This window comes from Infirmifilum tikiterense (assembly GCF_054696565.1).
Genome location: NZ_CP182482.1, coordinates 712250 through 731720, shown reverse-complemented (window position 1 = coordinate 731720; position 19471 = coordinate 712250). Strand labels below are relative to the sequence as shown.

Annotated in this window: 15 protein-coding genes; 11 read left to right on the top strand and 4 right to left on the bottom strand. The window is 53.7% G+C overall.

What is annotated here, in order from left to right; translation table 11 throughout:
* Positions 1-63 precede the first annotated feature (63 nt).
* The 5 genes from pdo to ACNO7C_RS03965 all read left to right on the top strand — a co-directional run bounded on the left by pdo (position 64) and on the right by ACNO7C_RS03965 (position 5994).
* Complete coding sequence (gene pdo / locus ACNO7C_RS03985; RefSeq protein ID WP_460025684.1) at positions 64-822, top strand: protein disulfide oxidoreductase; 759 nt, start codon at positions 64-66, stop codon at positions 820-822.
* A gap of 70 nt (positions 823-892) precedes the next feature.
* Positions 893-3322: a valine--tRNA ligase gene (locus ACNO7C_RS03980; protein WP_460025683.1), complete on the top strand. Its 2430-nt coding sequence runs from the start codon at positions 893-895 to the stop codon at positions 3320-3322.
* A 1-nt stretch (position 3323) separates the two neighbouring features.
* Positions 3324-3905 (top strand): ASCH domain-containing protein, encoded by a 582-nt coding sequence (locus ACNO7C_RS03975; RefSeq protein WP_460025682.1) that lies wholly within the window; start codon positions 3324-3326, stop codon positions 3903-3905.
* An 89-nt stretch (positions 3906-3994) separates the two neighbouring features.
* Entirely contained in the window at positions 3995-5428 is a 1434-nt protein-coding gene (locus tag ACNO7C_RS03970; protein WP_460025681.1) for a tagaturonate epimerase family protein, read from the top strand.
* A 314-nt stretch (positions 5429-5742) separates the two neighbouring features.
* Complete coding sequence (locus ACNO7C_RS03965) at positions 5743-5994, top strand: 50S ribosomal protein L35ae (protein ID WP_460025680.1); 252 nt, start codon at positions 5743-5745, stop codon at positions 5992-5994.
* Positions 5995-6083: 89 nt separating this feature from the next.
* Here ACNO7C_RS03965 and hypF read toward each other — a convergent pair whose 3' ends face one another.
* On the bottom strand, positions 6084-8357 hold the full coding sequence (gene hypF, locus ACNO7C_RS03960; RefSeq protein ID WP_460025679.1) for a carbamoyltransferase HypF: 2274 nt from the start codon (positions 8355-8357) through the stop codon (positions 6084-6086).
* A gap of 43 nt (positions 8358-8400) precedes the next feature.
* On the opposite strand from hypF, the gene ACNO7C_RS03955 reads away from it, so the two are divergent.
* Positions 8401-9654, top strand: a complete 1254-nt coding sequence (locus ACNO7C_RS03955; protein WP_460025678.1) for a M28 family metallopeptidase — start codon at positions 8401-8403, stop codon at positions 9652-9654.
* On the opposite strand, the gene thiI is transcribed toward ACNO7C_RS03955, so the two are convergent.
* Complete coding sequence (gene thiI / locus ACNO7C_RS03950) at positions 9611-11089, bottom strand: tRNA uracil 4-sulfurtransferase ThiI (RefSeq protein ID WP_460025677.1); 1479 nt, start codon at positions 11087-11089, stop codon at positions 9611-9613. The two genes, ACNO7C_RS03955 and thiI, sit on opposite strands and share 44 nt — an antisense overlap.
* Before the next feature lie 32 nt (positions 11090-11121).
* Between thiI and ACNO7C_RS03945 the strand changes: the two genes are divergently transcribed.
* A complete protein-coding gene (locus ACNO7C_RS03945) occupies positions 11122-11292 on the top strand; it encodes a hypothetical protein (RefSeq protein WP_460025676.1) in 171 nt (56 codons plus the stop codon).
* Here the strand turns inward: ACNO7C_RS03945 and ACNO7C_RS03940 are convergent.
* Complete coding sequence (locus tag ACNO7C_RS03940) at positions 11272-11697, bottom strand: EamA family transporter (protein ID WP_460025675.1); 426 nt, start codon at positions 11695-11697, stop codon at positions 11272-11274. The two genes, ACNO7C_RS03945 and ACNO7C_RS03940, sit on opposite strands and share 21 nt — an antisense overlap.
* A 90-nt stretch (positions 11698-11787) precedes the next feature.
* Here ACNO7C_RS03940 and ACNO7C_RS03935 point away from each other — a divergent pair, with 90 nt between their 5' ends.
* On the top strand, positions 11788-12054 hold the full coding sequence (locus ACNO7C_RS03935; protein ID WP_460025674.1) for a hypothetical protein: 267 nt from the start codon (positions 11788-11790) through the stop codon (positions 12052-12054).
* On the top strand, positions 12047-12877 hold the full coding sequence (locus ACNO7C_RS03930; RefSeq protein WP_460025673.1) for a metallophosphoesterase: 831 nt from the start codon (positions 12047-12049) through the stop codon (positions 12875-12877). Before ACNO7C_RS03935 ends, ACNO7C_RS03930 begins: the two co-directional genes overlap by 8 nt.
* Positions 12878-12880: 3 nt before the next feature.
* On the opposite strand, the gene ACNO7C_RS03925 is transcribed toward ACNO7C_RS03930, so the two are convergent.
* Positions 12881-14794, bottom strand: coding sequence for an anaerobic ribonucleoside triphosphate reductase (locus ACNO7C_RS03925; protein ID WP_460025672.1), 1914 nt, complete (start codon positions 14792-14794; stop codon positions 12881-12883).
* Positions 14795-15064: 270 nt separating this feature from the next.
* On the opposite strand from ACNO7C_RS03925, the gene ACNO7C_RS03920 reads away from it, so the two are divergent.
* Both ACNO7C_RS03920 and ACNO7C_RS03915 read left to right on the top strand, forming a co-directional pair.
* Positions 15065-16564 (top strand): acetate--CoA ligase family protein, encoded by a 1500-nt coding sequence (locus ACNO7C_RS03920; protein WP_460025671.1) that lies wholly within the window; start codon positions 15065-15067, stop codon positions 16562-16564.
* Positions 16565-16646: 82 nt separating this feature from the next.
* Positions 16647-19466, top strand: coding sequence for a V-type ATPase 116kDa subunit family protein (locus tag ACNO7C_RS03915; protein WP_460025895.1), 2820 nt, complete (start codon positions 16647-16649; stop codon positions 19464-19466).
* Positions 19467-19471 lie beyond the last annotated feature (5 nt).

The following is a 19471-nucleotide window of genomic DNA, read 5'->3' as shown; positions in this document are numbered from 1 at the left end:
ATTTTAGGCGGGGCCAGCACTACAAAAGCTTAAAAACCACGCCTAGATAGAGGTTGGGGTACTATGCCTGTTGAATACGATGAGGAGTTGGTGGGCGAGCTCACGAGGATGTTCGCAAAGCTGGATAACCCAGTTATCATAAGGTACTTTAGAGACCCTGAAGCTGAGTGCATGTACTGCGATGACACGGAGCAGATTTTGGAACTGATAAGTAAAACCTCCGGCGGGAAAGTAAGGATCGAGAGGCACTCGAGCAGAGACCCTGAGGTTAAGAAGTACAACATCCCTATGTTCCCAGCGATACTGATACACGGGGTTGATGAGTGGAACATAAGGTACTTCGGCATACCTGCAGGTTACGAGTTTGGAGCCTTTGTTGAGGATATACTCGACGCGTCTAGGGGTGAGCCGGAAATCGACCCCAAGCTAGCCGATCTACTGAAGAAGTACGTTACCAAGCCAACTAGGATCATGGTCTTCGTAACTCCGACGTGCCCCTACTGCCCGCTCGCCGTGAGGGCATCGCACAGGTTCGCTATGGTCAATAAGAGCATTTACGGCGACATGATAGAGGCCTTGGAGTTCAGCGACTTAGCAGACAGCTACGGTGTCTACGCTGTTCCGAAAAACGTAATACAGATTAACGGCGAGGACAGAGTGGAGTTCGAGGGGGCGGCTCCAGACCCCTACTTCGTGGCCAAGATACTCGAGGCGTACGGCGCCGAAATCCCACAGGATATTCGGGAGGCGATCGCCGGGATAGGTGTAGAGGAGACATTGACAGACGTGGAGGACGAGCATCATCACCATCACCACCACTAGGGAAAAATCTGCGGATATCCGAGAGGGAGGATTAAGTTTTTATTCCTTAGTTTCTTGGGTTTACGATACAATGGCCGAGACTCTCCCTAAGACATACGATTTCAAAACCATCGAGAGTAAATGGCAAAGGCTCTGGGAAGAGAGGGGCCTCTATAGGTTTGACCGAAACGACAAGAGCCGAAAAACTTACAGCATTGACACGCCTCCACCCTACCCGAGCGGTGAACTCCATGTAGGGAACGCGCTTAACTTCTCCTACATTGACTTCGTTGCCAGATATAAAAGGAAGCGTGGATACAATGTTTTCTTCCCCCAAGGGTGGGACTGCCACGGGTTGCCAACTGAGGTTAGGGTTGAGAGAATAACAGGTAAGAGGAAGAGCGAATTCGAGCCTCAGCAGTTCATTGCACTATGCAAGAAGTACACCTTAGAGTGGATTGACTCCATGAGGAAGGCGCTGAAAGGTCTTGGACTTAGCATAGATTGGAGCACCGAGTACATGACCATGGATCCGGACTACTGGCGCCGAACCCAGCTGAGTTTCATCGAGATGTACAGGAAAGGCCTCATCTACAGGGGTGAGCACCCGGTCATATGGTGCCCTCGATGCGAGACGGCGATCGCGGAGGCTGAGGTTGAGTACGTTGAGAAAGACAGGCCCCTCTACTTCTTCAAGTTCAAGGTCAAGGAGACGGGGGAAGATCTGGTTATCGCGTCAACCCGCCCGGAGCTTCTCGCCTCATGCGTGGCCGTTGCGGTGAACCCGAAGGACGAGCGATACGCGAGGCTCGTGGGTTCGCACGCAATCGTGCCAATCTACGAAAGGGAGGTTCCCATAATTGCCGATGAGGCCGTGGACCCCAATTTCGGAAGTGGAGCAGTCATGATCTGCACGTATGGGGACAAAACGGATGTTAAGTGGCAGAAAAAGTACTCACTCCCCGTTATAATCTCCATATCAGACAACGGAACGATGAGCGAGAATGCCGGGCCACTTAAAGGGCTGCATGTTGAAGAGGCAAGAAGGAGGATCGTCGATCTCCTCAAAAGCCAGGGGTTGCTCGTAAAGGTGGAGAGTATCAGAACCAGCGTCGGGACATGCTGGAGATGCCATACCCCCGTGGAGATAATACCGAAGAAGCAGTGGTTCGTGAAATCCACCGCCCTCGACAAGGCCGTTTTAGAGGAAGGCTCCAAGATTCGCTGGGTCCCACCTCACATGTACAAGCGGCTCGAGAACTGGGTGCTTAGCCTCGACTGGGATTGGGTTATTTCGCGTCAAAGGCTTTTTGCGACGCCGATACCTGTTTACTACTGCAAGGACTGCGGCCACGAGATCGTCGTAGGCCCGGAGCACCTTCCGATAGACCCTAGGTTCGATAAACCGCCTATCGAGAAATGCCCCCGGTGCGGCTCAACCAACCTGGTCGGTGAAAAAGACGTGATGGACACGTGGATGGACTCAAGCATAACCGCCGCCGTTCACGCTGGTTGGCCGGACAACCTTGACGAGAGACTCTTCCCGGCAGACCTGCAACCTAACGGCTATGATATTATAAGGACGTGGGACTACTACCTGATTTTACGCGGTGTAGCTCTCTTCGGCAAAGCTCAGTTCAAGACCGCGCTGATTAACGGCATGGTCAGGGGCACCGACGGGAGGATGATGCACAAAAGCTACGGCAACTACGTTGCGGTCAGTGAGGTCCTGGAGAAGTACGGTGCGGACAGCTTCCGACTGTGGGTAGCAACAGCTGCCTCAACCGGTCAAGATGTCAGGTTCTCGTGGGAGGGCGTCGACTACGCACACCGCTTCCTGGTTAAGGTGTGGAACGCGTCCCGGCTTCTACACCCATACTTGAGGAACTACAAGCCCGAGGAAAGCCACGCCGAAAAATTGACGCCCGTCGACCACTGGATGATGCGTGAGGCTTCGGAGATGATCAACGAAGCCGAGAAAGCCTTAGAGGGCTTCGACTTCCAGAAAGCTGCACAACTGATCATAGACACAGTGTGGCATAAGTTCTGTGACCACTACCTAGAGGCTATCAAGTACCGTCTATCTCAGGGGGATCCCGGCGCCCTCTACACCTCCTACAAGGTTCTTCTGAGCTCTCTAAACATTCTCTCGGTTTTCGCTCCGCACATAAGCGAGGAAATCTACAGTGTAGTCTACAGCTCGCGCGAAGGGTACGAAAGCATAACAACAGCTCCCTGGCCCGCCGCGTTCAATTTCGACGAAGAGAAGGCAAGATTAGGCGACATGATAGTAGCCACTATCGCGGAGGCGAGGAGAGCAAAGCACGATGCCCGCATAGCCCTCGGCGCTCCCGTAAAGGCAATACACCTTCACTCTGAGAAGTACTATGAAATACTGCCTCTGTTCGTCGCAGACGTCAAAGGCACGCTGAGAGCCCTCGACGTGATAATACACAGAGACTCTTCGGGGGCCCGAAAAGTTCCCGAGTACCCGGACATATCGATAGATATCGAGAACTAGAATGATAAAGCACCTAATGTTCTCTAAGTCTTATATCCCCCTGCTTTTACACGGGAAGAAGACCGCCACGATTAGGGCTAAACATCCGGGGGTTAAACCAGGGGAAGAGGTTATTATTCACGCTGGTGGTAAAATTATCGGCAAGGCGAAGGTACTTGAGGTGCGCAGGCTCAGGCTGGACGAGATCACCGACGAGGTTGCGCGTTTGGATGGTTTTAACAGCTCAGAGGAGCTGAGAGCCGCTCTGCGCAAGCACTACCCGAATTTAGGGCCGCACGATACCGTATACCTCGTCATTTTCGAGCTCATTGAAAAGTACGAAAACTTTATTGATGAGCATTTGGAGGCATGGCCTTACAGCGAGCCACCGCAGGAGGTTGCAGTTCTCGCGCTGAAGCACCTGAGCCTGGACTGCGATCAGCGGAAAATACTGAGCCTGGTCGCGAGGGAGGGGAGCATACGTCGTGCCGCTATGAAGCTCGGCGACATTAGGCTCAGGCACGTGGTTCGAGGCGTACTGCGCCAAGCTGCAAAAATGCTCGAGGAGAGAGGCCTTCTGACCAGGAACGGGAGCCGAGAGTAGCGTGTGCTCCCGCGCTTCTCTAAAAACGCTCATGCCGGAAGACAAGGGCAAGAAGATATAAAGCTTGGAGGCTCGAAGTGTAGTTTGAGATGCTTCGGACACCCCTCTACCTCGGGAAGACACCTCACTTAGCCGTTGGAGTCAGAATACCTGAAGTGTTTCTGGATGGCATACTCAATGGTTTCAAGGACAAGAGCACCGCCGGCGGGGTTATGCTTTCATACCACCGTGAAACCGCACCGGAGTACGTGATAAACGCACCGCCGGGGGCCTACGAGATTACGAGAGGCCACACTGGAACCTCCATTCATAGGTACATAGAGTTGAGCGCGGCTAAGGCTAAGGAGAAGGGGGTTGCCGTCGAGATCGAGGCCGACCATGTTTCCGTGACGGCCTCAGCTACCGACGCCGTTAGGAGAATCACAGGAGGACGAGCGGTGACCAAGCTCTCGGACAGGGAAGTCGAGAAGGTCTTGGAGTACATTCGGGATGAGGTGCGAGAGGCTGCGAGCACGCGCAACATCTACTTCTTCACCATAGATACCTGCGAGTTGATAAATCACGCGGCTGATCAAGTGACCAATGACGAGGTGAGCACCCTCTTTAAAGATCAGGTGGGTGACAGTAGCCTCCTCGACAAATACTTGGGAGTAGACGTGAGTCTTGGAGGTCTCCGCTTGAAGTTTGACCAGCTCGAGGTTAAGCGGATTGCGTTGAAGCTTTACAGGAGCGTGGAGGTGCTTGAGCGCATTTACAGGATCATCCGAGAGGAGGTTCCCTGGGAGTTTGGAGTCGAGGTCGCCTTCGACGAAACGCCGAACATCACAGACCCGAAAGAATTGTACTTCATTCTAAGAGAGACAACTGAGCGTGGGGTACCTGTGGACTTCGTTGCGCCTAACGTTGGTTTCCAGAAAAGGGAGGATTACACAGGAAGTTTAGAGGAACTCTACGACAGGGTCAAGGTCTACTCGAGTATTTCAGCTCTCTTCAACGTGCTCCTTTCATTCCACAGCGGTAGCGGCCGCGCACCGTTCTCGATGAAAGGCCCTGGGGTTCACGATACGATTAGAAGAGCGACTGGGGGTCTCTTCAAGTACAAGGTCTCTGGCGTGTATTTCGAGCTCCTCATGCGCCTGATGGCCCGCCACGAATCTAGCCGTGTCAGGAGGTTCTTCGAGGAGATCTACGATGAGGTCCTCGCGTTCCTTGAGGAGCAGGTTCGCGTCAGGGGAGAGCTTTACGACGAGACTCTTGCGAGACTCCTAGAAGAGCATGTAAGGCTCAGCGGAATCCAGGGTAGGTACCTTGTGGACACACCCCTTTTCCGGCACTATTCCTTCGTAGCCCTTAACCTGCGAAGAGACGGTAAGCGGTTTATTAGAGAGGGGATCGTTCAACTTTACGAGGAAGAGCCCGAGTTCAAAGCAAGCGTTGATAGAGAAGTTCGTCGATTGACTTCAATGCTGGTGGAAAGCCTGGGTTTCACGGGTAATGCCGCCCTGGTGCGCAGGAACGTATAAAAGCATGATGCGCTGTCAAGAGTAAGCAATGGCTCGAAGTGAAGATTGCTTACTGGCATGTGAGGAGATGGTTGAGGAGTGTACCAGTAGGTGCGAAAGGTTATTGGCCGAGTGTATAGAGGAGTGCGAGGGCCAAGAGCAGACAGGTTGCACGGAGACATGCGAGGAACTCTGCAACAAATACGGAGATGGATGCAGCCAGGTATGTAATGCTATTGATTCGAGATGCCATGATTTATGTGAAGATCTGAGTAAAAAATGAGCGTAAAGTTTTTCTCCTCACGGTCTGCTACTAAAAGACCGGGTGAAACCCGGTGAGAGGGTGGATACTGTCTTTCAGGCTCGGTAGGAAGCGTTACTATCCTAGGCAGGTGATAATAGAGGTTGAAGGAAAAACGACAACCCACCTAGTGATCGGCAGGAAAGTCGTGTGGACGCACCCAAATGGGAAGAAGTTCATCGGAAAGATCGTGCGAAAGCACGGGGCTAGGGGCAACAGCTTCATTGCATATTTTAGGCGGCATCTTCCCGGCATCGCGCTCGGATCTGAGGTAACGATCCTATAGAGCGCTCAGCAGCGACGGCCCCAGTCACTAGATAACTCGAATCGGGTTCAAGTCATCATTGCGTTTCTGAAAACAGTGCCGAAGCCTAATTAAGCTATCCCCTTAAGCTGCGCATAGTATGCCTGTCCCGCTGAAACCCCTCCATCTCCAGGCGGGAGCTTTCTCTGCAAGAGAACGTTCTCCTTACCCATAACCGACCTCATACCTTTCAGCAAAATTGAATTAACCGCGGCTCCACCCGTCACGTAGACCGTCCTCGCGCCCTCCTCGAGCGCGACTTCCGCAAGAGACCTTCCCAGTTCGAATTGCACAGTGTACGCCACATCCTGAGCTCTCTCCCCATTAAAGCGACCGTTGAGGACGTAGTCGAAAAAGAAGTCTTTTGTATGGATAATGCTTCCGGCGCGCTCAAACTTGTAGTTCAACAGTCTGCCGCCCCAGCTGAACTCCTCAAGCGTTATAGCTGGCTCTCCCTCGTAGGTCCTTTCCCACGAGACGTGCAACAGCGCGGAGACGGCGTCCAGGAATCGCCCAACGCTAGAGCACTTAATGCTTCTGCTTGACTGAACGGCAGCAACCGAGGCTTCTCTCACCCCACCTGGGAGCTGCCTGTCCAGCCCTAGTTTAGCCGCTAGTTTCAGCGTCTCTTCCACGCTCAGCTTCTCGGCTAAAACCCCGATTACGATCCGAGACGGGTAGATCGTCGATCTGTCCCCGCCGGGCATGGGAAGGTACTCAAGCCCCCCTACGCGACTATAGCCTCCCTCCTGCAGGTGCATAACTTCTCCCCCCCAAATTGCACCGTCATCGCCGTAACCTACACCGTCTATCGCGATCCCGAACCCCTCTCGCACCTTGTACTCGAGAAGAGCAGCACCCACGTGGGCCACGTGATGCTGAAATTCGAGGAGCTCCGCCCCATACTCTTCCACTAACTCCCGAGCAAGCACCCTGTTCAAGAAGCCTGGGTGCTTATCTACTACAATGACGGCATCGCGGAGTGATATAGCGTACGTCCTTATAAAGAAATAAAGCGCCTCTCTCAGAAAGTTGAGCGTCTCAATGTTCTCTAAGTCTCCTATGTGCTGAGTCGGTATGACGTACTCCCGCAGGCCAACAGCCCCTGTGTTGTTCAGCATTGCCCCCAAGGCTACTACCGGCCTCTTGAAGCCTCGAGGCGCTCTAAGCCACCTGGGAGCGTAGCCTCTTGACCTCCGCAGGAAAACTGGCTCACCGTCCGCGAACCTCAAGACGCTGTCGTCAACCCTGTTCACAATCTCGCGGTTGTGCAACAGGAAATAGTCGGCTACACCTCTTAGCTTCTCCAGTGCTTCCTCGTTGTCCTTTATTATCGGCTCGCCGCTCTCATTACCGCTCGTCATTACTGCGAAGCGATCCTCCGTCCCGGCTAGTAGGAGGTAGTGTAGAGGTGTATAAGCCAGCATGACCCCGACGGTTTTAAGACCGGGCGCGACCTCGGGTGAAACCACGTCACGCCTAGGGAGTATGAGTATGGGTCTAGCCGGGCTCAGGAGGATTTGCTCCGCCTGGCTGTCCACGACAGCTACCCTTCTAGCCGTTTCAATGTCGAGAGCCATCACCGCGAAGGGTTTTCGGCCTCTCCTCTTTCTCCTCCTCAGCTCCCTGAGCGCGCGGTCGTCGGAAGCGCGGGCCGCAAGGTGGAAGCCGCCTATGCCTTTTACAGCTACAATAAATCCCTCGTCGATCAGCCTAGCGGCTTCCAGTATGGGGTCCTTTACGCGAAGGGGGCTTCCATCTGAGTCCACAAGGTAAACCTGGGGGCCGCACTCGGGGCATGAAATACCTTGAATGTGGAAACGCCTTGTGTTGTGGGGGTCTGAGTACTCCTCCCTGCACTTCTTGCAGAGGGGGAAGGCCGCCATTGATGTGTTTTCGCGGTCGTAGGGGATGCTCCTGATGATGGTGAAGCGTGGCCCGCACCACGCGCAGCTGTGAAAGGGGTAACGGTACCACCTTGAAGACGGGTCCAGGATCTCCCTCTTGCAGTCCTCGCACATACCGAAATCCGGCGGAATCATCGAGATCTTCGTGAGTTCCCGCCCGCTTTTCCTGATCTCGAAGTCCATGAATCCAGCAGGGATGACCTCCTCAATGATGGTCTCCTCGATCTCGGCTGATCGAGGAGTCTCACTCCTTAAGGCCTCTGGGAAAAGGTTTACAGCTTTCTCGTCTCCCTCTACCCAGATTTCAACCTCAGACCCGCCTAAGTTAACCACGTACCCCGAAAGGCCTAGGCGCCTGGCTAATCTAAACACGTGTGGCCTGAATCCCACCCCTTGCACTACGCCTGCCACGCGCAGTCTAAGGGCCTTTCTGGGCATCTGTCAGAAAGCTAATTAGAGGGGGTTAAATACTAATGAGTCAATGTTCGACTACGACTACGCTTACGGGCTGGCCGTGCGTTTATCGCAGAGCCCACGCTTCACCGGTACCGAGGGCGAGGCAGAGGCCAGGGGCTTGATCTTGGAGGAGCTTACCCATAGCGGGTACGCGCCTAAGCTCGAGGAGTTCAACGTGAAGGTTTACGAGGTTCACCGGGCAGAACTATCCGTCCTGAGCCCATTCGAGGAAGGAGTACAGGCGAGCCCTATTGGGTTCAGCGGCGAGACTACGGGAGTCGAGGCTAGGCTCGTGTACATCGAGAACTCAGACAGAGCGCTGATACCAAGTGACAGCGGATGGGTTGGGCTGGCCACTGGGAGACCTTCAGCTGAGAGCTGGAGGCTCCTAGCGAAAAGGGCCTCTGGTCTCGTGGTCTCCGAGGGCACGCCGTACCGTGACCTGAGCCGGGTTTCTGTCCCGTGGGAGTGGAGAGAGAAGTTCGGAAATCTGCCCGCTGTGTACGTGAGCTACAGGGACGCCGTAAAGTTACTGGCCGCCGAAAGAGTTAGGCTAGTTCTGGAGCAGACGTATAGGGATACGTTAAGCTACAACATCGTAGCTGAGAAAACCGGCTACAAGTACCCTGAGGAGATCATTCTCGTAACAGCCCACTACGATAGCGTTCTGGGCGTCCCGGGCGCAACCGATAACGCGGGCGGTGCAGCTCTCGCTGTTGCGCTGGCTAAAAGCCTGTCCGATCGGGCTCTAAAGAGGACAGTAAGGTTTGTGCTTTTCGGGGCCGAGGAACTTGGACTTAGAGGTTCGCAGGCTTATGTTGAGAAGCACAAGGATGAGCAAAAGAAAACGGTCCTCGTCGTTAATCTAGACGTTCACGGGGGCGCGCTGGGCTCGTCTGCGTCGATCGTGAGCGGCTCGAAATCCCTGCGGAGCTACGTGGAATCGAAGGCGAAAGAGATGGGGGTGAACCTGAGCGTCACAGAGGATGTCATGAGTAGCGATAGCACGTCCTTTGTCTGGAAGTGGAAGGTGCCTGCAGTGAACATTTTCCGCGCTAGCGGTAGTGGCTCCGACATACACACCGTGAGAGATAGCGTGGAGCACCTCCACCCAGTCGCATTCAGGCTGATCGGCGAGTTTACATGCAGATTTCTGCTCGACCTAGCAAACTCCGAGGAGGTTCCTTTCGAGAAAGCGGTCCCGGATGATATATGGAAGAAAGCAGATGAGTACTTCAAGAAACGCCTAGCGCTTCTCGAAGATGAGACTTCCTCTTAAAGCCTCGTATACCTCCTTTCAAGCTGTAAGCATTGTACCCGAGGGTTCGGAGGCGGTAAGCCGCTTCCCTGCTTAACCCCCCTTCGTCACATACGATGATGTACGTTTTGTCGCGCCCCATACGACTAACCGCTTCCTCTACACTCCAGTAATCCACGTTCATGCTTCCGGGAATGTGTTCTAGCTTGAACTTCTCGGCTGGCCTCACGTCCAACACTGTGGCTCCCTCGGGTATGTGGTCGATGTCAAGGTCGACGAAGTTTCCGCTCCAGAGGTCCTCGATCCTGGTTCGGCGGACGTCGATTACTTCAACCCGCTCAAGAGTTTCCCTGAACACGCTCTCCTCGATCTTCTCCTCCTCCCGTCGCACCTCCTCTATCTCTGAGGCCGTTTTAGGGTGCACCGAGTACACACCGCATATTTCCTTAACGGTGCTCGAAGCCTCGTAGGTCCCGATTTCCATTGCGAGGCTAACGATCTCGTCTTTGTCCAAGCAGAGGACGGGTCGAAGGACGACGAGCTCTGACGCCTTGTCTATGACGTTTAGATTGCTGAGAGTTTGAGAGGAGATCTGGCCTAGGTTTTCCCCTGTAACTATGCCGCCGGCACCCACTTTCCTGGCAAAGATGTTAGCCGCCCTGTACATGTACCTCTTAAGCACGACTCCTAGAAGCCCTGGGTTTACCTTTGAACGCAGTTCCCTGATGAATCCCGAGAAGTCCACGATGAACAGCCTGGGATAGTAGCCGTAGCACCACCTATCCGCTAGCGTTTTCACCGCTCTTGTGACGTAGTATTTCGAGACCTGGCCGCCCATGTTGAGGTACAAGAACTCGACTTCTGCACCTCTCTTAAGGGCCATCCACGCAGCTACAAGTGAGTCGAAACCCCCGGAGACGAGGGCTACCACTTTCCCCTCGCTTCCTATGGGGAGGCCACCGTATGCCTTGACGATTTCCGTAAAGAAGTAAGCTTTCTTGTCCCTGACCTCAACGTAGGCTTCAACCTCTGGGGTTTCGAGGTCTACTTTCCTCGCGTACTTCAGCAACCTTTCTCCGAGGAGCTTGTTAACGTCCATTGAGGTAAATGGATGGTCCCCGGTCCGCCTTGCTCTGACCGCAAAGCTTTTGCCGCGAACTTTCTCCTTAAAGTACTCTTCGCCTTTGCTTATAAGATCCTCGATGTCCCGGAACTCGACCTCTACGGCTGGGGATAGGGACTTTACGCCGAAGACCCTGCACAGGACACTAAACGACTCTGGGGGACCGTAGACGTAAAAGCGCCCGTAGCCTTTCCTTACTTCCGCCTGGAGGCCCTCCGAGTGAAGTGCATCCTCCATGTTCCTCACGAGAAGCGACTCAAAGCGCTTCCTCGTCTCGTGACCCTTTACAGTGAGCTCGCCGGGCCGGACGAGTACCACGTTTTTCAGAGACATGGAATTATACCACCCCTGGTTTAAACGAAAATGTGGCAGAAATAGTATTAGGCATGATGGACTTCATAGCTATCGTTGTCGGAGCGATAACTCTAGTAGTGTTGATAGTGATCCTGGCTATCGAGTATCACTACTGGCGGATGAGGCGGGAGTTGAAGAAAATCATCGTGAGACCCGTAGAGTCACGTGGAAATCAACACTAACGCGACGAGCACAAGCCCTGCAGCGACCGCCTTTTTAATGGTGATTTCCTCGCCGAGAACTAAAGCGGCGAGGACAATGATGAAAAGTATGCTGGATCTGTCTACCACCGCGACGTTCACTGCTTTACCGTACTGCAGCGCAACGAAGTAGAGAAGCCAGGAGAGAGCGCCCGCCACCCCGCTCAGAATTATGAATAGGGTCTCGCGGGTTGTCAGGCTCGTTATGAGGGCTTTATCTCTTATCAACAGCATTACAGAGACCGTGAAAGCCATCATTACTATCGAGCGGAGGCCTGTGACGACCACAGGATCGACCCGTGACAAGCCCATTTTAGCGAAGATTGTTGCTAAAGCTGCGAAGAGGGCGTCGAGCAGTGAGTATACAAGCCACGCTATATCGCTCACAGCTAGTCTGGTAATTGGCCTCGATTTATAGTTAACCTTAGGGGCAAGCGCACGACAGAAATATTTAGATTGCCTGGTAAGGGTGTGCGTATGGCTTCAAAGGACTATAGATACGAGGTTCCGGTGGTAAAGCTCGAGAAAGCTATGCGTGTTGAAAAAACTCTCGTTGAACAGCTTGAGAAAGCTGTGTCGAAGAAGATGCTGGGCGAGATGAAGAAGGAAGCTGTAGACTGCCCTGTTCTCAAGAGACGGGTATCCTTCCTTCAGTGCTACTCATGCCCAAACTTTATCCGCAGGGTTAGAGGAGTGGTGTACTGTAGAGGGCTGGTGCTAGAGGGAGGCAGCGAAGGTGCCTGACTACAGAAAGATTCTGGAGGAATTCATCCGAAAGCCTGGCGTGCTTCCTGAGAGTCTACTGCTTGAGCTGATCGACGACGTTAAGGGTATTTTAAGGTCTGAGAGCCAGCTACTCGTAGTCGAAGAGGATGACGTGCTTTTTGTGGGAGATACTCACGGCGACGTTGAATCCACGGTCAATGCTCTGAGGCGCGACGCCAAAGTGAAGGTGTTCCTTGGAGACTACGTGGACAGAGGCCCTTACCAGATCGAGAACATCGAACTACTCTTACTCGCCAAAGCCTCCACTCCTGACAGGGTTTTCCTACTTCGGGGAAATCACGAGACCAGGGAGATGAACATGGAGTACGGCTTCTACTCAGCAGTAGCAATGACCTATGGTTACGCTACCTATAGGGACTTCGAGGAACTGTTCTCTTATCTGAGCTTGGCCGCAGTCGTGAACGGTGAGGTTTTTGCCGTGCATGGCGGAATAGCAAAGGACTTAAGGACGCCTGCGCAGGTGCTTAGCATACCAAGAGGGCAATTAAACGATGTCGCGTTTCAGATGCTATGGAACGACCCCAGTGAAGATGTAGACGACTTTGCTCCGAGCATCAGGGGATGGGGGGTGTATGTTTTCGGCCGAGGTCCCGTTGAACGTTTCCTCCAGGAAAGCGGCCTCAGACTAATAGTTAGGGCTCACGAGCCATTTCCAGAGGGCTACCGATGGTTTTTCGACGGGAAACTACTGAGCATCTTCAGCTGTAGGTTCTACCCTGTAGAGAAACCTGTAGGCGCGAGGATGAGGAGAAAAGGGATAGAAGTAGAGTCTCTCCTGTAGAGATTAGTAAGTTACCCTCAGCTTGAACTCTGCCTTCTTGCCCGGGTTCCAGTTGCTGACGGGGCGGTAGTAGCCGACTATGCGGCTCCAGTGCTCCAGCTCATTGCTCCCGCAGTGTGGGCAGGCCTCGAGGTAGCCGGTTACGCTCCTCCCGCACCTTTTGCAGACGGTGATTGTCGGGGTTATGCTGAAGTACACGACCTTCGTGTTCGTCGCAATGCGGTGGACGAGGTTCCTGAGGGCCTTAGGATCGGGCTGCTCGTGGAGGAAGAGGTGCATCATCACGCCGCCCGTGAACTCCTGCTGAACCTCTCCCTCCCAGGTCGCGCGCTGGTATATGGGCACGTCAGCGTAGTACGGCACTATGCTGTTGCTGTAGAACGGGCTCTGACCGTCTGAGGGTATCAAGAGCTCGCCGCGCCTGTACTCCTCCTTGAACGCCTCGGCGTCCAGCTTAGCCAGCTTGTAGCCCGTGCTCTCGCCCGGGATCTCCTCGACGTTGTAGAGATAGCCGTCCTTCTCCTCGAACTCCTCCGCATACTTCCTGACCAGCGAGACCATCTTCTTCTCTACCTCCACGGCCTCGGCCATCTCCCTTTGGGAGCCCTCCAGCCACACCATGGGGTTCCTCATGAAGTTGGCGGCGGCCTCCGGGAGGCCTATTATCCCGATCGTGTTGAAGTGGTGGTCAAGGTGCCCCAGGTAGGTCTTCGTGAGCGGCATGAGCCCGGCCTTCAGCGTCTGAGCGTATCTCCTGCGCCACGTGAGGAGGACGCTCCTGGAGCTCTCGAGGAGGGACGCGAGGAGCTCCTCGAAGACCCCCCACTCGCCCCGGCTGAGGAAGGCGAGCCTGGGCATGTTAAGGGTGACCACGCCGATACTGCCCGTCGCATCTGGCAGGGCCCAGATGCCGTACGTCCTCGAGTTCTCCCTGGATTTGAGGAACCTCTCTAGGGCGTCTTCCTGCGACGCCTTGTCGAGCCGGAGCGTGAAGGTTCCGTTGCTCTTGGAGACCACGTGGTTCACGTCGATGGTCAGCCTGCAGCACATCGCGTACAGTGCTTCAACGTTGCTCGCGTACCCGTTGAGCAGGTACGCCGACCCCTTCCTGGCAAGGGCCTCGAATATGAGGTCCGTGAGGTCACCCCACCTCCTGCCGTTCCAGTCGAAGTTCTTGGTGAGCATGAGGGTAGGTATTGGGAATGTGAAGGGCTGGCCCAGGGCGTCGCCCTCGGAGTAGAGCTGGAAGAGGGCCTTGTCCACTGCGATCGCCTCGTCGACGTAGTCGCCCAGGTTTCCGACCTTCCTGCCGCCTACGAGGGCCTCTCCCTCGAGCATGTCTTTGCTCGTGTCCAAGACGAGGGTTATGTTCGTGAAGGGGCTCTGGTAGCCGGCCCTTGCGGGGTAGTTGAGCTCGAAGAGCATCCCCTGCAGGGTCTGCTTCACCCTGGTGAAGTCGGCTCCGTCATGCCTCACGAAGGGGGCGACGTAGAGGTCGAACGCGCTGACGGCCTGGGCCCCGGTCCACTCCTGGGCACCCATGAAGAAGAAGTTTGTCAGGTGGGCCACAGCCGTGTCGAGGTGCTTGGCAGGCGCGGAGACTATAGTAGGTGTCTTGAGCCCGAGCTGGAGTATCTTCTTGAAGCTCCAGCCGGCGCAGTAGGGGATCCAGAGGCTGTCAGGTAGCTTGTGTATGTGGATGTCACCCCGGTAATGCTGCTCGACGGCTCGCGGCGGCAGGTAGTCCCTCAGCACCTCGGGAGTCTCGACGAGCTTCTCGAAGATGTAGTTCCTGAAGTTGCTGTAGCTGACGTTGTGGTTGGCGTTCTCGTGCTTCTCCCAGTCAAGGTCTGCAAGGTACTTCTCCTCAAGCCTCCTTACCTCGTTCACACGTTTCGCAGATACGGGAGTAACCATGAAGTATCAGTACACAGCTCCTCTAAGCGCATTTATATTTGAACCATAGAGTACACCGAAAGTGATTCTTTTGAAAAACTGCGAATATCTATTTTAAATCTAAAAAATAATACCATTTCCTACGAGAATTAAGGTAAATCACATATGTGAATTTTTATTTAGTATCTTCATATCTCCGAGATACTTTGAAAAATATCTAATGTTTTAGTTATTTCGTTTGCCAAAATAAATATCTTTTAATTTCAGGTGAAAGTGTTGAGCGTGCATTGCATGATCAGCAACATGAAACCGTTCTTTGAACCCAGTGGAGTGGCCGTGATCGGTGCGTCGCGTGAGGAGGATAAGCCTGGGCACGTGATATTAAGGCTCCTACTGGAGAGCCGCGCAAAAGGCGTCCTTAAAGCCCCCGTGTACCCCGTGAACCCGAACGCCGACACGATTCTTGGAGTAAAGGTCTACAAGAGCATTAGTGAATTACCCTCCGACGTGGATCTCGCTGTGATCGTCGTACCGGCTAGGCTTGTTCCGCAGGTTATGAGGGAGCTAGGCGAAAAGGGGGTAAATGCAGCGGTGATAATCTCATCGGGTTTCAGCGAGGTTGGTAGGTTTGACTTAGAGGAGGAAGTCAAGCGTGAAGCTAGGAAAAGCGGCATCAGAGTACTTGGGCCTAATTGCGTGGGGATATTTTCGCCGTGGAGCGGTGTTGACACGATATTCCTGCCATACTACAAGCAGCTGAGTGATGGGCGAAAAGTGCTGAGCGCTCCTAGACCTGCACGTGGACACGTGGCTTTGATCTCGCAGAGTGGCGCCGTCGGAACCGCCGCCTTGGACTACATGTACGGTGAGGGAATAGGGCTTTCGTACTTTTTCAGCGTAGGAAACAAAGCCGACGTCGACGAGGTCGAACTTCTACAAGCCCTCAAGGATGAAAACAACACGTGGGTTATCCTCCTCTACCTCGAGAGCATTAAAAGAGGGAGAGAGTTCATTAAAGTCGCAGAGGAAGTTGCCCAGAAGAAGCCTAGCATAGCGCTGAAGGCCGGCCGCACCCAAGCTGGCAGGCGCGCCGCGGCATCTCACACCGCCTCGCTCGCCGGGACAGACGAGGTCTACGAGGCTGCCTTCAGGCGGGCTGGGGTAATCCGGGCCTACGATATTGAAGAGCTCTTCGACTTTGCTAAAATCTTCGTAAGCCAACCACCTCCAGCAGGTCCGAGGCTCGCAATAGTGACCGACGGGGGAGGTGCCGGAGTCATGGCCACGGACATGGCTGAGACCCTCGGCTTACAGGTCCCCGAACTAACTGGAGACGCGCGAGCCAGGCTTGAAGAAATGAGGAAGAAAGGCCTTCTACCTGAGTTCTCACAGGTTTCGAACCCCGTAGACATAACCGGATCTGCTACCAGCGAGATGTTTATAGCTACCACGAGGGTGCTCCTGGAGAGCGATGAGGTTGACGCGGTAGCCGTGCTAGCTCTCCACCAGGTCCCGGGTATTCCTGACCCCGTCGAGCTGGCGCGCGAGCTGGCTAAGATCGCTAGCGGGTTCTCGAAGCCTGTCGTAGCAGTTGACACCGGCTGGAGCGAGGCCGCTATCCTGGAGCGCAGAGAGTTTGATAAAGGCGGTGTGCCCTCTTACCCGACTCCTGAGAGAGCTGTGAAGGCGTTATGGGCCTTGTACAAGTATGGGGAGTTCTTGAGGAAAAAAGGCAAGTATCAGGCGTATGTTGACGAGTTCCTGAGCAGGAGATCAAAAGGGAGTGCCTGAATATTTCATTCTTTTTACATAATACCCTGAATAGTTTTATATTACTAGCTATCCAAAACTAGTTCTGGGATGAAGCTTGATTGTGCCAGAAGCTGTGCAGAGGTTCAGAATCGCTGTCCCCTCAGAGTACGAGGTTAACCTTCTAGATGCTCTGGCGGCAGTTGGAAGCGTTCACCTGGAACCTACTATCGAGGCTAGAGGCGTGCTTCCCCCTCTCCTCGTAGACGTTCTCGAGGGCAAGATCACACCGCAGACCCTGAACGTTGAAGAGGCTCTCGAGGTCGCGAGAAAAGTGCTAAGGCGCGACGATATTCTGCTAAGGCGAGTCGAGGAGAAGGTTGAAGGCCTCTACAATCTCCAGAAACTTAAAAGGCTTGCAGAGAGGCTGTATGAGATAGGAGTCTCGCCGGAGGATATAGGTAAGGAAAAGCTGGGGCTTGTAACCGACTTAATCTTCGTTGCCGATGAAAATCTCAGCGACGCGATATCCTCCCTTCTTGCCCTCGGGGTCATCGTCCGCAGAGGGAGAGTCTCGAGCTTCGAGCACGCTTTACTGCTGATCTACAGGAGAGAGCTTCAGAGTAAGGTTGAAGAGGTAAAAAGATTGTACTCTATAAAGTTCGATCTGCCGGAATGGTTCTTCGATAAACCAGAGACTGTCCTCAGGAAGATTGAGGAGGAGGAGGCGAGGCTCAGAAAAGATTTGTACGATTTGCTCCTCGAGGTGGCGGGAGTTCTTCGGGACGCCGTCGAGTTCGAGAGGGCTTCCAGGCTGGAGGTGATAGGTAACGCGTATAGAGCTGTTAGAGAGCTTCGCCAGAAGAGAGAGCTCCTAGAGGACATGGTTTACACGATCGCATCGCTTAAGCTAGCGCTCAAGGCATGTAAAGAAGACGCGCTCCAACTATCTAAGATTGGTCTGGGCAAAGAGTACTGTTCCTTCGTAAAGAATATACTCAAGGAAAACGTAATGTCACAACGCGATCTAGAAAAAGCACTGTCTTCACTTCCTGCGAAAAAAGAGGCTAGCACGATTATGGAAGAGATCCAGGCGTTTTACAAATACCTCGGAGTTAAGGCTCTATTGGCAAAAGCTTTGGACAAACTCGAGGCGGGTTGTGATGCACTTCTTGCCGCTTACGGGGAAGACGCGCTCCAAGAGTTCTGTAAGGCTGATGCCTGCAGTGTTTACGGAGCCAGCATTCTAGCATCGGAAAGCATAGGTTGGGGGTTCGGGTGCGTCTTAGCAGTACCAACCACTGTTTCCGAGAGCCTGGCCAGCGCTCTGCGAGCTCGCTACAAAGCGCTCGTTTACACCTCTGCGTGCAGTCCAGAGAAGATCAAAGAAATGCTGCAGGACATCGAACGGCGGGAACAATCTTTGAGGAATTCAATAGTGGCGAAGACCATTATGACAGCTTTAAAGCACCACAAAGTGAGCCTAGAAAAAGTGGCTGAGCATCTAAACGACGCCGATTTAAAGGAGCTTGTCGGTTTGCTTAAAGCCGCTTTCTCGGAGATTTCTCCCAGACCTTTACCGGAGGAAGAGAGATTCACATTCCTCCGAGACCTAATAAGTAGTGTTGACGCTATTGGGGAGGAAATCAAGTATTTAAACGAGAATTTGAAGAATATTTTAGAGCTACCTTACGAGGAGATGCCAGCTAAGCTTAGTGCTCAGCTTGTGGTGCTGAAAGACATTCTGATAAAAGTGAGGGAATACCTCTCGTACGAGCAGGCCTTGGAAGTAATGCACCGCGCTCAGCCTCTGCTCAGCCAGGTGAGGGTGTTCCGGAGCAGGAGGATCACAGTGGTGGAGGGCTACGTGCCTGCCAAGTTCAGTGCCACCTTAAGAGAGGAGCTGTCCCGGCGAGTCTCAAGGATACTTTACATGAAGTTTGAAGACGTGCCGAGAAGGGAGAACGCTCCTACGTACGTGGAGACCAGGGGTCTTCGAGGGCTTCTCTACAAGCTTACTTCCATGCGCGGCACTCCTGCCTACTGGGAGATAGACCCAACGCTGATCTTCACGGCTCTCTTCACGGTAATGTACGGGATGATGTTCGGTGATGTAGGACAGGGGCTTCTACTGGTGCTATTCGGCCTGTGGTTGATTAGAACAAAGTACCCCCTGCTTGGGATTAAACGGGAAAGCGCTGGCACGCTGGGGGCCCTAGCTACCCTCGCGGGGGCTTCGAGCATGGTTTTCGGGGTGCTTTACGGCTTCATGTTTTTCCTGAAGCAGTTGGGGACGCCGCTGATAAGCCCCATACACGATGTCTACGAGATTATCTCGATCGCGCTGTGGTTTGGCGTAGTACAGCTGCTACTCGCCATGACTTTGAATGTTGTGAACCTCGTTAGGTTCGGCGATTTAGTTGGGGCAGTTTTCAGTGGAATGGGGGGAATGGGCATACTGTTCTACGCGTCTGGCGTCATGATAGCCTACAAGCTAGCCTCAAGCGGCTTCAACTTCGCTGTCCTCAGCTCACCCGATGTGGTAGTACTCCTTTGGCTGGTAGTGGGAGCTTTAATCGGCGTTTTAGGCCTCAGCTTTTACGAGGCAAAATTCACTGGACATAAAGAGAGGCTGATGCACGCGATGTCAGAGGTTATCGAGATGCTCATAGCGTTTCCAGCTAACTCACTCTCCTACATACGTCTAGCCGCCTTCGCGATGGCCCACGAGGCCTTTGGGATACTGGCTGAAAACATGGCGCCGTTTGCAGGCGAGACTGTCAGCTTCCTTGTGGCAAACTTCCTTGTGCTGGCAATCGAGGCCCTAGCGGTCGGAATCCAGGCGATGAGGCTAACCTACTACGAGTTTTCCACGAAGTTCTTCAAAGGAGAAGGGATCAAGTTTAAACCAATAGCTGCAACTGCAGAAATGGTAAGGGAATAACATTT

Coding starts and splice junctions, on each gene's coding strand:
- pdo (WP_460025684.1), top strand. CDS start 64: ATGCCTGTTGAATACGATGAGGAGTTGGTGGGCGAGCTCACGAGGATG.
- ACNO7C_RS03980 (WP_460025683.1), top strand. CDS start 893: ATGGCCGAGACTCTCCCTAAGACATACGATTTCAAAACCATCGAGAGT.
- ACNO7C_RS03975 (WP_460025682.1), top strand. CDS start 3,324: ATGATAAAGCACCTAATGTTCTCTAAGTCTTATATCCCCCTGCTTTTA.
- ACNO7C_RS03970 (WP_460025681.1), top strand. CDS start 3,995: ATGCTTCGGACACCCCTCTACCTCGGGAAGACACCTCACTTAGCCGTT.
- hypF (WP_460025679.1), bottom strand. CDS start 8,357: ATGCCCAGAAAGGCCCTTAGACTGCGCGTGGCAGGCGTAGTGCAAGGG.
- ACNO7C_RS03955 (WP_460025678.1), top strand. CDS start 8,401: ATGTTCGACTACGACTACGCTTACGGGCTGGCCGTGCGTTTATCGCAG.
- thiI (WP_460025677.1), bottom strand. CDS start 11,089: ATGTCTCTGAAAAACGTGGTACTCGTCCGGCCCGGCGAGCTCACTGTA.
- ACNO7C_RS03935 (WP_460025674.1), top strand. CDS start 11,788: ATGGCTTCAAAGGACTATAGATACGAGGTTCCGGTGGTAAAGCTCGAG.
- ACNO7C_RS03925 (WP_460025672.1), bottom strand. CDS start 14,794: ATGGTTACTCCCGTATCTGCGAAACGTGTGAACGAGGTAAGGAGGCTT.
- ACNO7C_RS03920 (WP_460025671.1), top strand. CDS start 15,065: ATGATCAGCAACATGAAACCGTTCTTTGAACCCAGTGGAGTGGCCGTG.